Source organism: Intestinibacter sp. (assembly GCF_022780145.1).
In the GTDB taxonomy this organism is placed as follows: Bacteria; Bacillota; Clostridia; order Peptostreptococcales; family Peptostreptococcaceae; genus Intestinibacter.
The window spans coordinates 1-15,803 of record NZ_JALEXO010000199.1 but is presented as its reverse complement, the minus strand read 5'-3'; the positions used below and the strand labels follow the sequence as shown (position 1 = coordinate 15,803).

Sequence of the window (15,803 nt, the reverse complement as noted above, 5' to 3'; positions counted from 1 at the left end):
TGTATAATGGACAAGGTTTTTTTTATAGGAATAATAATAGGAGTAATTACAAGATTGATTATGTTAAATTTAGATCAAAAGCAATACCCAACGCAGCCGAATGTTTTAATTTCACAGCTTGTTCTTGCCTTTGTAGCATCTTCGTTGGGAGCGTTATTAGTTCCAGCGTTAATAGAGAGATCTTATACGTCTATTACGTTTTTATCACTAGCAGGAGAGCAGTTTAGACAGGTTAGGGAAAATAGAAGGGATACACTGACTGAATTAGAAGAAAAACAACTCGTAAAAAGAGGCAATGCATTTATAGAAGAAATCGCTAAAACATATGAGGTAAGAAATTATATGTGTATAATAACTTCATTTGCTACAGTTGGATTTTATTATTTAATTACTTCAGAATTCAATGTATCTCAAAATATTGGATTGATAATTAGTACTTTAGTTGGAATAGCGTTGGCGTTTATTTTAAAAAGGATTATAAGAAGAGATTCTATTGGTGATATTGCAGATGTAAAAATTGTAGATATCAGCTTTGAAAATGAAAGTATTCTCAAGGTAGGTGGTTTAAGTGGTATAACAAATGTCGGATTAAAAAAGGATAGGGACAGATTTTTAAAATACGGCGTGGGAATCGAGATAATTCCTAAAGACAAAAGCTATGTAAACGCCTCTATAATACAAGATCCTGGACAAAGGCAGACAATAGTTTATAACTTGTACAGTAGATTAGGGCTTTACAGACAAAAAAACGAACCTGTTTTTACACCTTTACCTAGGAGAAATCCCCAAAATGAAAGCTTGGTAATAGCGTATTTACCTATAGAAAAAAACGAACAAGAAGTGATAAATGTAATTAAATCATGTCCAATAATTTCAAGTGCTAAGGGCAAAAATATATCCTTAAAAAATTATTTAATTGGAAGAAAGGAAGGTATATAAGATGTCTAATATATCTATAAATGATTTTACATTAGCGGTAATAACTACAGATAGAAATATGAGCTTTGCAGGAGGATGTCCTGTATTTTATGCAAGCGACGATGACGATATGCAGGATAAGGCGATGCTTATGGCAAAATGTGTAGACGGAGTAGTACATCAAATAGGAAAGGAGACTTTAATAGTCGTAAAACATTAAATTTTATGTATAGAAATTTAAGTATTTGACTAACTTAAAATTATACGATATGATAAAGTGATGTATTTTAAGAAAAGGGTGAAAGTTTATGGAAGTGAATGTAAAAAATAGCAATAATATAATAAGTAAGGTTTATAAAGACTCCATTGCCGAAGAAATCGGAATAGAAGTAGGAGATTTATTAATAGCTGTAAATGACCAAAAAATTCACGATATTATAGAGTATAAATTTTTAATAAGCGACGAATATATAGAGTTAGAAATACAAAAAAGAGATGGAGAAGTCTATATATATGAAATAGAAAAGGATTTTGATGAAGAGTTAGGTATAGAATTTGTAAATCCTATAATCGATAAGGCAAAGAGCTGTAGAAATAAATGTATCTTTTGCTTTATAGATCAGCTTCCAAAGGGAATGAGAAAAACCCTTTATTTCAAAGACGACGATTCAAGACTTTCTTTTTTACAAGGAAATTTCATAACTTTGACAAATATGAGTGAAGAAGATATACAAAATATAATAAAATATAGAATAAGTCCTATAAATATTTCAGTGCATACTACAAATCCAGAGCTTAGAACAAAGATGATAAACAATAAGCGTGCTGGAAAATTGCTAGAAACTATGAAGAGACTAGCAGATGCACAGATTGAAATGAACTGTCAGATAGTTTTATGTCCAGGATATAATGATAAAGAGGAATTAGATAGAACTCTAAGTGATTTATCTAGCTTATATCCGTATGTAAATAGTGTTGCTATAGTTCCTGTAGGAATCACAAAATACAGAGAAAACTTAGCAAAGCTAGATATATTCGATTACGAAGCAGCAAATCAAACTATAAATCAGGTACATCGATTACAAGAAAAGTATTTAAAAGAATTAGATACTAGATTTGCATTTTTATCAGATGAATTTTATATAATTGCAAAAAGACCGCTATTAAATTATGATGAATATGAAGGATTTTTACAATTTGAAGACGGTGTAGGTATGATTTGCAAGCAAGGTACAGAAATTGTAAGATATCTAGGGACTTTAGAAGAAAATGACGATATAGAAAAGACTATTTCAATAGCAACAGGAAGCTCTGCCTATGAATTTATATGTGATATGGCAGATAAAATAATGAAAAAATTTAAAAATATAAAGATAAATGTCTATAAAATAGTAAACGATTATTTCGGACATACTATTACTGTGTCAGGGCTTATCACAGCTACAGACATTATAAAGCAGCTAGATAAAAAGGATTTAGGAGAAGCATTATATATAACTAGATCTATGCTAAAAGGCGATGAAGAAGTATTTTTAGACGATATAACATTAAAAGAACTTGAAGAAAAATTAAACGTAAAGGTTATACCTTGCGAAAATGAAGGAAAAATATTTGTAGATAGAATAATAAACTAGAAGGGAGAATAAAATGAGCGATAATAGACCAATTGTAGCAGTAGTTGGTAGACCGAATGTAGGAAAATCGACGCTGTTTAATAAATTAGCAGGAAAAAGAATATCAATAGTAGAAGACACACCAGGAGTTACGAGAGATAGAATATTTGCAGAGGTAGAATGGCTAAACAAGTATTTTACTCTAATAGATACTGGTGGTATAGAAAAGGACAACGGAGATATAATAGTATCTCAAATGAGAAATCAAGCTATGCTAGCTGTAGATATGGCGCATATTATAATTTTTGTCGTAGATGGTAAAGCAGGTCTTACTGCAGCCGACAAAGAAGTAGCACAGATACTTAGAAAGACAAACAAACCAGTTTTACTAGCTGTAAACAAAATTGACAGCGTAAAACAAATGGACAATATATACGATTTCTACGAATTAGGCTTAGGCAATCCATATCCAATATCAAGTGCGAATAGTATGGGACTTGGTGATTTACTAGATGAAGTCGTAGAAAAATTCCCTAAAGGATTAAACACTGAATACGACGAAGATATAATTAGAGTAGCGATAACTGGTAAACCAAATGCAGGTAAAAGTTCAATATTAAATAACCTTTTAGGTGAAAATAGAGTTATAGTAAGTCCAATTGCAGGTACTACAAGGGATGCTATAGATACATACTTCGAAAAGGATGGACAACAATATCTATTAATAGATACAGCAGGTATAAGAAGAAAAAGCAAAGTATACGAGAGAGTAGAAAAGTTCAGTGTAATCAGAGCTATGAGTGCTGTTGAGAGAGCTGACGTGGTTTTAATAGTTATAGATGCGACAGAAGGAGTTACAGAACAAGATACTAAGGTTGCAGGTATAGCTCACGATGAAGGTAAGGGATGTATATTTGTAATAAATAAATGGGATTTAGTACAAAAAGACAACAAGACATTAGGTAATTACACAAAGGATATAAGAGAAAAATTCCCATTCATGATGTACGCGCCTATTTTATTCGTTTCAGCTCTTACAAATAAGAGAATGGACAAAGTACTAGAAACTGTAAATACTGTTGCAAAAGAACACGCAAAACGCGTTACTACATCTGCATTAAATGATGTTATAGGTGAAGCAGTTATGCTTAATCAACCGCCATCAGATAAAGGTAAGAGACTTAAAATTTACTACGGTTCACAAACTGGAACTAAACCACCTAAATTTACATTATTTATAAATGATAAAAAGCTTACTCACTTCTCTTATCAAAGATATCTTGAAAATAAAATAAGGGAAAATTTTGGATTTGAAGGAACTTCAATACAATTCGAATATAGAGAAAAACAAAGAAGAAAATAATATATATGTAGGGGGCCAGATATGTTAGTTTATTTAATTATAATAGTAGTTGCCTATCTTTTAGGCAATATATCAACATCATATATTATTGGTAAAAAACTTGCAGGAGTGGATATAAGAACACAAGGTTCTGGAAATGCAGGTTCTACAAATGTTCTAAGAACTATGGGAAAAAAGGCAGGGGCTTTGACTTTTGCTGGAGATTTATTAAAAGGTATGTTAGCAGTTTTTTTTGCTAGAATACTGGCTCATTACACAGGAGCTGATGAAATAACAAGTGCTTATATAGCTGTAGTGTTTGTCGTAGCGGGACATAATTGGCCAGCATTTTTAGGATTTAAAGGAGGAAAAGGAGTTGCTACTTCTTTAGGTTCAATGCTAGCTGTAAATCCTATTTTAGCTCTTTCTTGTTTTGCATTTTTTTTAATAATAGTAGCAGTTACTAAATACGTTTCTTTAGGTTCTGTTTTAGGTATATGTATATCTCCTATATTGATGCTTATTACTCATAATACAAAGGGAGTTTTAGTTACTTTGTTTTTATCTGCATCAGTAGTTTATACTCATAGAGCGAATATAAAACGCCTGCTAAATGGAACAGAGAGAAAGCTTGGCGAAAAAAAACAATAATTTAAACTAGGTGGTGTCGTTATGGATAAAATGTGTGTAGTAGGTACAGGAAGCTGGGGAAGTGCTCTTGCACTAGCTCTTTGTAAAAATGGATACAAGGTAGATATGTGGACTAGAAATCAAAATCAAGCCGATGAAATAAACTCTACAAGGGAGAATTCTAAGTTTTTACCAGGTGTAGTTTTTCCAGATGGCATAAAAATATCCACTGATTTAGAAAGTGTAATAAAGGACAGTAAAATAGTAGTATTAGCAGTTCCATCTCAGGCTGTGAGAAGTGTCAGTAAACAGATAAAACCTTTTATCAAAAAAGACCAAATAATAGTCGATGTTGCAAAGGGGCTTGAAAAAGGAACAGGACTTAGATTATCTCAAGTAGTCAAAGAGGAGCTGCCAGATAATGAATACGTAACTCTATCTGGACCATCTCATGCAGAGGAGGTTTCTAGATATATGCCGACTACAATAGTTGCTGCATCACCAAACTTGAAAGTAGCTGAAATTGTACAGGAGGCATTTATGAATCCTACACTTAGAGTATATACTAATCCAGACATAATAGGTGTCGAATTAGGTGGAGCCTTAAAAAATATAATAGCCTGTGGAGCTGGTATGTGCGATGGTTTAGGATATGGAGATAATACAAAGGCGGCTTTGATGACTAGAGGAATTACAGAAATAGGCAGATTAGGAGTTGCCATGGGTGCCCATGTTACAACATTTACTGGTTTATCTGGAATCGGTGATTTAATTGTTACTTGTACTAGTATGCACAGTAGAAACAGAAGAGCTGGTATACTTATGGGACAAGGTAAAAGTTTGGAAGAAACTCTAGACGAAGTGCAAATGGTTGTAGAGGGAATTGTAGCCACAGAGGTTGCGTATAAGGTCAGCAAGGACTTAAATATCGATATGCCTATAACTAATGCAATTTACTCAGTATTATATCAAGGTGTCGATCCGAAGGAAGCTGTAAAATTTCTTATGACTAGAAATAAGAAAAATGAAATGGAAGAAGTCGTTAATCACGGTTTTGTACATAATTAATTTATACAAAATGCCGTATAGATTTTGATTTGGATTAGAAGTCAAAATTTATACGGTTTTTATTTTTTAAACGGTTTGATTTTTAGCTCCTAAGATTTTTGTTATAAAATTTAAAATTCCTCAATATACTTTAATAAGAAATGTATACAGGAGGGAATAATTATGAACATTTATGAGGATATAGCCAAGAGAACTCAAGGCGATATATATATAGGCGTCGTCGGACCTGTCAGAACGGGAAAATCAACATTTATAAGAAAGTTTATGGAAACACTAGTTTTACCCAATATAGAAAATGATTTTAAAAGAGAGAGAACAAGAGATGAAATACCTCAAAGTGGTTCAGGGAAAACTATTATGACTGTAGAGCCAAAGTTTGTGCCAGCAGACGGCATAGTTATAAAATTAAAGGATTCAGTATCCCTAAAGGTTAGAATGGTTGATTGTGTGGGATACATTGTTGAGGGTGCATTAGGTCATGAGGAAAATGGAAAGCAAAGATTAGTATCTACACCTTGGTCAAAAGACGCTATGACATTTGAAGAGGCTGCAGAAATAGGTACAAAAAAAGTAATAAGAGATCATTCGACGATAGGGGTGGTTGTAATAACTGATGGATCTGTAACAGGAATTGAAAGGGGAAATTATATAGAGGCAGAAGAGAGGGTAATAAGTGAGTTAAAGACAATAAAAAAACCATTTGTAGTAGTTTTAAATAGTCTAACTCCTAAGGAAGAAAAAACAAAAGCCTTGAGAAAAGAATTAGAGGAAAAATACGAAGTGCCTATATTGCCTGTAAATGTAGAGCAAATGGAGGAATCTGATATAGAAAATATATTGGAGACAGTTTTATACGATTTTCCACTAAATGAAATAAGGATAAATATTTCTAAATGGGTAGAAGGATTAGAAAAGGACCATTGGGTGAAACAAAGTATCATATCGACATTAAAACAATGCATAGTAAATTTAGAAAAAATTAGAGATATAGATAAAATAGTAAAGGGATTTGAAGAACTAGAATTTTTAAAAGGTGTCACAGTAGAGAGTGTGGAATTAGGAGAGGGTGTAATTAACATTGAGCTTGGAACAAAGCAAGAATTATTTTACGATGTCTTAGAAGAAAAAAGCGGATTTAAAATTGAAGAGGATTGCCAATTACTAAACTTAGTCACAAATTTGTCTAAAATAAAACAGGAATACGATAAAATAGAGGTTGCCTTAAATGATGCTAAAAATTTTGGATATGGAGTTGTAGCACCATCTTTAAGTGAATTGAGTTTAGAGGAGCCAGAAATTATAAAACAAGGAAAGCAATACGGAGTTAAATTAAAAGCAAATGCTCCATCCCTTCACATTATAAAGGCAGATATTTCGACAGAAGTATCTCCAATAGTAGGTAACCAAAACCAGGGTGAAGAAATGGTAAAATATCTTTTAAATGAATTTGAGCAAAATCCTAGTGAGATATGGGAGTCAAATATGTTCGGCAAGTCATTAAATGATTTAGTCAAGGAACAATTACAGAGTAAATTATATACTATGCCAGAAGAAATAAGATTTAAAATACAGAAAACTCTACAAAAAATTATAAATGAAGGTAGTAATAATATAATAACTATAATCCTATAATAAAATATATATAAATATGTAAAAAATATGTGATTTTATTCATATTATAAAATAAATGAAAATTCAATCAATTCATAAAATTCTTAATTGTTTTATGCTATTTAGGTTACAAAAAAAGGCTTTTTTAGTAATTTCCTTATGCTATTAAGGAAATTTTTTTTTGACTTCAAAGCATTGAAATATAAAGGTTTTTAGGGAAAACGTTTTGCTAAAATAGATAAAAAAATAAGAAAAGTTAGAAAAATAGCGAAAAATGTAGTATAATAATATTAAGAGATTTAAAAAAAATTATATGTATCGCACATATTTATATGTATTGCACATGTTAATTAAAAAAAATCTCTAAGGTATATTATTTTTTTAAATTTTTAGGAGGGGTTTTATGGAAAACATAATAAACGCGATTTATAACGTCGTATGGAGTAACTGGTTAGTTTATTTATGCTTATTATCAGGGGTTTATTTCTCTCTAAGAACTAAATTCTCTCAAATAAGAAACCTAAAAACTATGATCAAATTACTTCTTAGTGGTGAAAAATCTGATGAAGGTATATCTTCATTTCAAGGTTTCTGTACAGCATTAGCAGGTCGTATAGGTACTGGTAATATCGCCGGTGTTGCAACAGCAATTGCTTGGGGTGGTCCAGGGGCATTGTTCTGGATGTGGGCAATCGCTTTCCTAGGAGCAGGTTCAGCATTCGCAGAATCTACTTTAGGTCAGCTTTATAAAGAACAACACGAAGGTCAATATCGTGGAGGTCCTGCATACTACATAGAAAAAGGTCTTGGTGAAACAGGATTTGCAAAAGCTTATGGATTATTATTCGCAATAGTTACAGTAATAGCAATAGGTATATTATTACCAGGAGTTCAATCAAACTCTATAGCAGATGCAGTTCAATCTACATTTGGTCTATCTAAAACTATAACAGCAGGTATATTAGTTGTTATAACTGGTATAGTTGTTCTTGGTGGTATAAAGAGAATCGGTTCTGCCGCTGAATTTATAGTACCTTTCATGGGTGGTATATACATATTAATGGCAGTAATTATAATAATTGTTAATATAAGACAATTACCTATGGTTTTAGGACAAATATTTAAAGGTGCATTCGGTATGGATGCTACATTTGGTGGTATAATAGGTTCTACTATAGCTTGGGGTGTTAAACGTGGTGTTTACTCTAATGAAGCTGGTCAAGGTACTGGTCCACAATCATCTTCAGCTGCAGAAGTTAACCATCCAGCAGTTCAAGGTTTCGTACAATCATTCTCAGTATATGTAGATACATTATTCGTATGTTCTGCAACTGGATTTATGATACTTATGACAAACTGCTATACAACTTTCAATGAAAAAACTGGAGAAGTTATATACAATGCTGGACAAGCATTTACACCTGATCAAATAGGTCCTCAATACACTATAGCTGGTATAAATACTTTAATCCATGGATTCGGTGGAGCATTCGTTACTATAGCGTTATTCTTCTTCGTATTCACTACATTAATGGCTTACTACTACATAGCAGAAGTTAACTTAACTTATATAATTAAGAAAATAACTGGTGGTAAGAGTTCTAAAGCAGCTATATATGTATTAATAGTAGTATTCTTAGTAATGGTAGCATTTGGTGCAGTTAAATCAGCAACTCTAGCTTGGACAATGGGTGATATCGGTGTTGGTATGATGGCATGGTTAAATATCATAGCTATATTAATCTTATCTAATACAGTTATGAAATGCTTCAATGACTATGAACGTCAACTTAAAGCTGGAGTTCCTACTACAGAAATCACTTTCGATCCTGTTAGCTTAGGAATAAAAGGAGCTACTTTCTGGGAAGAAAGAGCTAAAGAATCTAAAAAAGCTTAGAAATAACAAATAATAATTTAAAATAATAGCGAATGATAAGGGGATGCATAGTTTAAGTATCCCCTTTTTATATATATGAGAAATAGTGGTGTACTTGATGTGCTAAATGTTTAAATTACATAAATTTATATGTAAATATGTATAAAATTTGTATAAATTGGAAATAAAATAAAAAATATTTATTTATATCATAATTATATATGGAATTTTTTTTAAGATTGGTTATAATTTTATATAGGGTGTAAATTGCTTATATTATATAAACCGACATATTTTTTCTAAAGAATTGACAATATAATTCTAAATGAATAAAATATAGTTAAATTGGATAAATCTGTTTAGGGAATAATACCTTTATTAGGTGTGCAATTATACATAATAAAATACTTAGGAGGAAAAAAATGTTAGATATCAAAAGAATAAGAGAAAACTTAGATGATATTAAAAAAGCTATGGACAGAAGAGGTGAAAAAGAATTTGACCTTGATGCTGTTGTAGCATTAGACGACGAAAGAAGAGAATTATTAAAAGAAGTTGAAGTAATGAAAAACGAAATGAACATCGAATCTAAAAAAATACCTCAACTTATAAAAGAAGGAAAGGACGTTACAGAAGATAAAGCTAGACTTAAAGAATTATCAGACAAAATAAAAGTTGAAGATGAAAAAGTTAAAAAAGTTCAAGAAGAATTAAGATATAGATTGCTTAGAATACCTAATGTTCCAAATCCAAAAGTTCCTCAAGGAGAAACTGATGCTGATAACGTAGAAGAAAGAAAATGGGGAGAACCTAGAAAATTTGACTTTGATTTCAAAGCTCACTGGGATATAGGAACTGATTTAGGTATATTAGACTTCGAAAGAGCTGCTAAAATAACAGGATCAAGATTTACTTTATATAAAGGTCAAGGAGCTAAATTAGAAAGAGCTTTATATAACTTCTTCCTAGATGAAAATACAACAGTTCAAGGATATACTGAATTTATACCACCATTTATGGCTAATGCAAATTCATTTATAGGAACTGGTCAATTACCAAAATTTGAAGAAGACATGTTCAAAGTAGATAACGGATATTATTTAATACCAACTGCAGAAGTACCTCTAACTAATATACATGCAAATGAAATACTTCCATATGATGCATTACCACTTAACTACACTGCTTATACTCCATGCTTTAGATCAGAAGCTGGTTCTGCAGGTAGAGATACTAGAGGTCTAGTTAGACAACATCAATTCAACAAAGTTGAAATGGTTAAAATATGTGCACCAGAAGAATCATATAAAGAATTAGAAAACTTAACTGCAAATGCAGAACATTTACTACAAAAATTAGGATTACCATATAGAGTTGTAAGAATATGTACAGGTGACTTAGGATTCACTGCTGCTTTCAAATACGACTTAGAAGTATGGATGCCAAGCTACAATAGATACGTAGAAATATCTTCTTGCTCAAACTGTGAAGACTTCCAAGCTAGACGTGCTGGAATAAGATTTAAGAGAAGCAAAGATTCTAAAGCTGAATACTGTCATACTTTAAATGGTTCAGGTCTTGCTGTAGGTAGAGCATTAGCTGCTATACTTGAAAACTATCAACAAGAAGACGGTTCTGTAGTAGTACCAGCAGTATTAAGACCTTACATGGGAACAGATGTAATAGGAAAACAAGATATATTATAATTCAATAATAAAATATTTTATGATAGAAAAGAGCACCTATAATGATTTTATAGGTGCTTTTTTTGTGAAAATAGTAAAAATATATTAAAAACGAACATCAATACAAAAACAATACATATAAAAAGTATTATATAGATTAAAATAAGAACTATTTTTAAAAATATACAATAAATGTTTGACATTTTATGCAAATAATAATAGAATTAAATCATCAACGTAAAGGGGGAGAAATAATGAAAGCATTTTTAACAGTAATAGGAAAAGACAAAGTGGGGATAGTGGCAGCGATATCTGATGAATTATTTAAATTAAATGTCAATATTATTGATATAACACAAACTATAATGGAAGACTTTTTCACTATGGTAGTAATGGTAGATTTGGGCACAAGTTCTAAATCTTTTGACGAAATCAAAGATGCTCTAGTAAAAAGAGGAGAATCTATAGGCGTAGAAGCTAGAATCCAAAGAGAAGAAATTTTTAACAAGATGCATAGAATTTAGGGGGTAATCATGAACGTTAAAAATATACTAGAAACTATCAGCATGATAGAAGAACAGAAATTAGATATTAGAACTATAACAATGGGGATATCTCTACTTGACTGTATCGATCCTGATGGAGAAAAGGCAAGAGAAAAAATATACAAAAAAATAACTACTTGTGCTAAGGATCTAGTAAAGGTAGGTAAAGAAATTGAAAGTGAGTTTGGGATTCCAATAGTAAACAAGAGAGTTTCTGTAACACCTATATCAATAGTAGCAGGAGCTTGTGATGACAAAGATTATGTGGAATTTGCCAAAACTTTAGATAAAGCAGCAGAAGAACTAGGAATAGACTTTATAGGTGGATTTTCTGCTTTATGCCAAAAAGGCTACACTAAAGGCGATGAAATTTTAATAAAATCAATCCCAGAAGCTTTAGCATGTACTAATAAGGTATGTGCATCAGTTAATGTAGGATCTACAAGAGCTGGTCTTAATATGGATGCAATAAAAGAAATGGGACAAATAGTAAAACAAACAGCTGAACTTACAAAAGAACAAAAGGGATTTGGTTGTGCTAAATTAGTAGTATTCTGTAATGCTGTTGAAGATAATCCATTTATGGCAGGAGCTTTTCATGGAGTTGGAGAAGCAGATACAGTTATAAATGTAGGTGTAAGTGGCCCTGGAGTTGTCCAAAGAGCACTTGAAAAGGTCAAAGGTGAACCTTTTGATGTTGTAGCAGATACAATAAAAAATACAGCATTTAAAGTAACTAGAATGGGACAATTAGTTGGTCAAGAAGCGTCTAAACGTCTAGGAGTTCCTTTTGGTATAGTAGACTTATCATTAGCCCCAACACCAGCAATAGGTGATTCTGTTGCAAATATAATTGAAGAAATGGGTGTTGAAGTTGTAGGTGCATACGGTACAACAGCAGCACTAGCATTACTTAACGACGCTGTTAAAAAAGGTGGAGTTATGGCTTGCTCTCGTGTAGGAGGATTAAGCGGTGCATTTATACCAGTATCAGAGGATGCGGGAATGATAGATGCAGTTTTAAATGGTTCTTTATGCTTAGAAAAACTAGAAGCTATGACAGCTATATGTTCAGTTGGTTTAGACATGATAGCAGTTCCTGGAGATACTCCAGCTGAAACAATATCAGCTATGATAGCTGATGAGGCTGCTATAGGTATGATAAACAACAAGACAACTGCAGTCAGAGTTATACCAGCTCCAGGCTGTAAGGTTGGCGAAATGGTTGAATTTGGAGGTCTATTAGGTAGAGCTCCTGTAATGGAAGTCAATAAATATTCTTCTAAAGATTTCATAGACAGAGGTGGTAAAATACCAGCTCCAATACATTCATTTAAAAATTAACAATATGAAATATATAAATAGCTGTAAATTGATTTTGAATCATTTTACAGCTATTTTTTTTTGAAAATAATATTTAAAATTTTAACAATTGGTTTATCAAAATTTAAAGGAAAAATAATTTATATGAGTAAATAATAATATAGTCGATTATTTTAGGGGGTGTGGTATTGGGAAAAAAGAAAATTAAAATAAAATATACGAATTTATTTATATTTATAGTAATTGTATATATATTAGTTCAGATTATAATTTGGACAATTGGTTACTTTACAAAAACTCAAGTACTCGAAACTGAGCATATCTCATTAAAAATTAAGGAAACTGGATTAGTGGTAATGGATGAATACCTTATAAAATCAAATGAAGAAGGTATAGTAAGCTATCAGGTATCTTCTGGAGAAAAGATTCAAAAGGATAAATTAATACTTACAGTAAATCAATCTAGTCATGACGATGAAATATCAAGTCAAATTAAATCTCTACGAGATGATATAAAAAAATTAGAGAAAGAAAGAAATAGTACAAATTCCAATATTATATTAAATAAAAAAGAACAGCTGAAAATATTAGAGACAAAAAGAAATAATTATTTTGTAGATTATAAATCTCCTGTTTCAGGAATTGTGTCTTTTAAGTACGATGATGATTTTCAAAATTTAGATCAAATAAATGATATAAATAAAAGCATAATTACTTCAACTAAAAATGATTTTATAGATATAAAAGCTCAAAATCACAAAGTAAATTCATCAGATATATTATTGAGAATAATAAATCCGAACGAAGTATATATTTATATTTTTACAGACAAAAATGTTTTAAAAAAAGATCGAGAGGTTGGTATTGTCTTAAATGATGAGGAAATTAAAGCCAAAGTTTCCAAAACATATAAAAAACAAGGAGAAAATGCTGTATTGATAAAAATTATGCAACAAAATACCTCAATATACGATACAAGAATTAAAGAATTTGATATAATATATAAAAAAATAGAAGGTTTTAAGATACCGATAGAATCTATTGTAGAAGAAAATAATATTTTAGGTGTTTATGTAATAAATGAAGAAACAAAAATGCCTGAATTTGTAAGTTTAGGTAAAAATTTTTATAAAGATGAAAAATATGTTTATGTGGATTATAATAGAAGTAAAGATGAAAAAAATTTGAATTTATATGATAGAATATTATTATATCCAAATTTTGTAAACAAAAATATTAAAGTGAGCAGGTGACGTTTAAGTAATGAGTATAGAAGCAAATATCAATAAAATTAAAAATGAAATTGCATCAATATGCAATGATTGTGGTAGAGACCCAAAAGAAGTCAATTTGATGGCTGTTACAAAGACAGTCGATACTGATGCAGTACTTGAAGCTATAAATGCTGGTATAACAGATGTAGGCGAAAATAAACCTCAAGAGTTAGCTAGAAAGTACGAAGTAATTGGAGATAAAGTAAATTGGCATCTAATAGGGACATTGCAAACTAACAAGGTCAAATATATAATCGATAAGGTTACAATGATACATTCTCTAGATAGGGAAGCCTTATGTGAAGAAATTCAAAAAAGAGCAGAAAAAATAGACAGAGTTATAGATTGTCTAGTTCAAGTCAACATATCAAAAGAAGAAACTAAACATGGACTTTATAAAGATGATGTAGTAGACTTTGTGAAGATGGTATCTGAAAAATATAAAAATATAAGAATTAGAGGTCTTATGACAATGGCTCCATTTGTAGAAGATGAAGAAGTTATAGAAGGCGTGTTTAAAGGTTTAAAGGATTTATCCTTAGAAATAGAATCACTTGAACTTGAAAATGTATCTATGGATACTTTATCTATGGGAATGAGCCACGACTATCACATAGCAATAAAAAATGGAGCAACTATTGTAAGGGTAGGAACAGCTATATTTGGTCCGAGAAATTACAATAAATAAGATTAAGAATTATTTATTATGTATATAAAATTATATTTAGTATTCGAAAATATAATTAAAAATATTTAAAAAGGATTATAAATTTAAAGGAGGATGGAAATAATGTCAAATGGTATATTTTCTAAATTTAAAAATTGGATGACAGAAGAAGATGATTACTATGAAGAAGATGAATTAGAAGACGAATTAGAAGAAACTGAAGAAGAAACAATAGGTAACGACACAAGTGCAATAAAAAGCCCAACTAAGGCTACAGCAGCAAGTAAGGTTGTCAATTTACATGGAGTGAATCAAATGAAAGTTGTAATAGTAGAACCTAAAAAATACGAAGATGTAACTGTGATAGCAGACCATTTAAAACAAAAAAAGGCTGTTATAGTTAATTTAGAAGGACTAGCTCAAGATGTAGACACTAGAAAGGCAATATTCTATTTTATGAGTGGTGCATTTTATGTAATAGATTGAACTATACAAAAGGTGTCAAAGGCAATATTTATATTAGCACCAAATAATGTAGATATAGATGCAAATATGAAAAAGGAATTAGAAAGTAAGGCCTTTTTTCCATGGCAAAAATAATTAAATAAAGGAGAAATAATATGTATATATTGGCAATATCGCTGATAAAATTACTGAATTTAATATCATTCATCATACTTATACAATGTTTATTGAGTTGGATACCATCAATTAGGATGAGTAAGATTTACAAGGTTTTAAGTATAGTTACAGATCCGATTGAAGAGCCGATAAGACAGGTTTTATATAGATATGTGTCAATTCCTATTGATTTTTCACCAGTGGTGGCTATTTTATTAATAGAATTAATGAAGAGATTAGTATATATTATATTCTGGTAGAAATGGATAAATTAAGACTTACAGCACATATTAAAGATATAGAACTCAAAAACAAAATGTACAAAGTAATAGATAAAGCGAATAGTTGCTTAAAAAATTACGATATAAAAGCCACAGAGTTTTTAAATCCTTTTGAAGTTAAAAATGCTATAGATATTTTAAATTCAGAGAGTGATTTAAAATACAAGGTAGATGGTGGATATGAAGGATCAGAACGACAAATAATATATATTTTTCCATATTATATTGAAGAGGAAGAAGTAACAGGTAGTTTAAAAGCAATACAAATTGAAGGAAATTTTAAATTTAAAAGCATTTCTCATAGAGATTATTTGGGAGCTTTGCTACATTTAGGTATAAAACGAGAAAA

General features: G+C 30.7%; 15 protein-coding genes and 1 pseudogene. All 16 read left to right on the top strand.

Annotated elements, in window-relative coordinates; translation table 11 throughout:
• Positions 1–6: 6 nt before the first annotated feature.
• On the top strand, positions 7–939 hold the full coding sequence (locus tag MR593_RS07780; RefSeq protein WP_290691629.1) for a YIEGIA domain-containing protein: 933 nt from the start codon (positions 7–9) through the stop codon (positions 937–939).
• A 1-nt stretch (position 940) separates the two neighbouring features.
• Positions 941–1,138 carry a capping complex subunit for YIEGIA gene (locus MR593_RS07775; RefSeq protein WP_290691627.1) on the top strand — a complete coding sequence of 66 codons (198 nt, stop codon included), beginning with the start codon at positions 941–943 and terminating at the stop codon, positions 1,136–1,138.
• A gap of 88 nt (positions 1,139–1,226) precedes the next feature.
• On the top strand, positions 1,227–2,552 hold the full coding sequence (locus tag MR593_RS07770; RefSeq protein WP_290691625.1) for a DUF512 domain-containing protein: 1,326 nt from the start codon (positions 1,227–1,229) through the stop codon (positions 2,550–2,552).
• Between the two features lie 13 nt (positions 2,553–2,565).
• On the top strand, positions 2,566–3,894 hold the full coding sequence (gene der, locus MR593_RS07765; RefSeq protein ID WP_290691623.1) for a ribosome biogenesis GTPase Der: 1,329 nt from the start codon (positions 2,566–2,568) through the stop codon (positions 3,892–3,894).
• A gap of 21 nt (positions 3,895–3,915) precedes the next feature.
• Positions 3,916–4,524 (top strand): glycerol-3-phosphate 1-O-acyltransferase PlsY, encoded by a 609-nt coding sequence (gene plsY, locus MR593_RS07760; protein ID WP_290691621.1) that lies wholly within the window; start codon positions 3,916–3,918, stop codon positions 4,522–4,524.
• Positions 4,525–4,545: 21 nt separating this feature from the next.
• Positions 4,546–5,571, top strand: coding sequence for an NAD(P)H-dependent glycerol-3-phosphate dehydrogenase (locus tag MR593_RS07755; RefSeq protein ID WP_290691619.1), 1,026 nt, complete (start codon positions 4,546–4,548; stop codon positions 5,569–5,571).
• 162 nt (positions 5,572–5,733) lie between these two features.
• The gene (gene spoIVA, locus MR593_RS07750; RefSeq protein WP_331474766.1) at positions 5,734–7,203 is read left to right on the top strand and encodes a stage IV sporulation protein A; all 1,470 of its coding nucleotides are present in this window, start codon (positions 5,734–5,736) and stop codon (positions 7,201–7,203) included.
• Positions 7,204–7,585: 382 nt separating this feature from the next.
• Entirely contained in the window at positions 7,586–9,079 is a 1,494-nt protein-coding gene (locus MR593_RS07745) for an alanine/glycine:cation symporter family protein (RefSeq protein ID WP_290691617.1), read from the top strand.
• A 401-nt stretch (positions 9,080–9,480) separates the two neighbouring features.
• Positions 9,481–10,764 carry a serine--tRNA ligase gene (gene serS / locus MR593_RS07740; RefSeq protein ID WP_290691616.1) on the top strand — a complete coding sequence of 428 codons (1,284 nt, stop codon included), beginning with the start codon at positions 9,481–9,483 and terminating at the stop codon, positions 10,762–10,764.
• A 233-nt stretch (positions 10,765–10,997) separates the two neighbouring features.
• On the top strand, positions 10,998–11,267 hold the full coding sequence (locus tag MR593_RS07735) for an ACT domain-containing protein (RefSeq protein WP_290691615.1): 270 nt from the start codon (positions 10,998–11,000) through the stop codon (positions 11,265–11,267).
• A 9-nt stretch (positions 11,268–11,276) separates the two neighbouring features.
• Entirely contained in the window at positions 11,277–12,632 is a 1,356-nt protein-coding gene (locus MR593_RS07730; RefSeq protein WP_290691613.1) for a PFL family protein, read from the top strand.
• 167 nt (positions 12,633–12,799) lie between these two features.
• Positions 12,800–13,864, top strand: a complete 1,065-nt coding sequence (locus tag MR593_RS07725; protein WP_290691611.1) for an HlyD family efflux transporter periplasmic adaptor subunit — start codon at positions 12,800–12,802, stop codon at positions 13,862–13,864.
• A 10-nt stretch (positions 13,865–13,874) separates the two neighbouring features.
• The gene (locus MR593_RS07720; RefSeq protein WP_290691609.1) at positions 13,875–14,573 is read left to right on the top strand and encodes a YggS family pyridoxal phosphate-dependent enzyme; all 699 of its coding nucleotides are present in this window, start codon (positions 13,875–13,877) and stop codon (positions 14,571–14,573) included.
• Positions 14,574–14,666: 93 nt separating this feature from the next.
• A pseudogene (locus MR593_RS07715) lies at positions 14,667–15,152 on the top strand (cell division protein SepF).
• A 20-nt stretch (positions 15,153–15,172) separates the two neighbouring features.
• Complete coding sequence (locus MR593_RS07710; protein WP_290691605.1) at positions 15,173–15,433, top strand: YggT family protein; 261 nt, start codon at positions 15,173–15,175, stop codon at positions 15,431–15,433.
• A gap of 2 nt (positions 15,434–15,435) precedes the next feature.
• Positions 15,436–15,803, top strand: a 368-nt coding sequence (locus MR593_RS07705) for a YlmH/Sll1252 family protein (RefSeq protein ID WP_290691603.1), incomplete at its 3' end; no start/stop codon positions are given.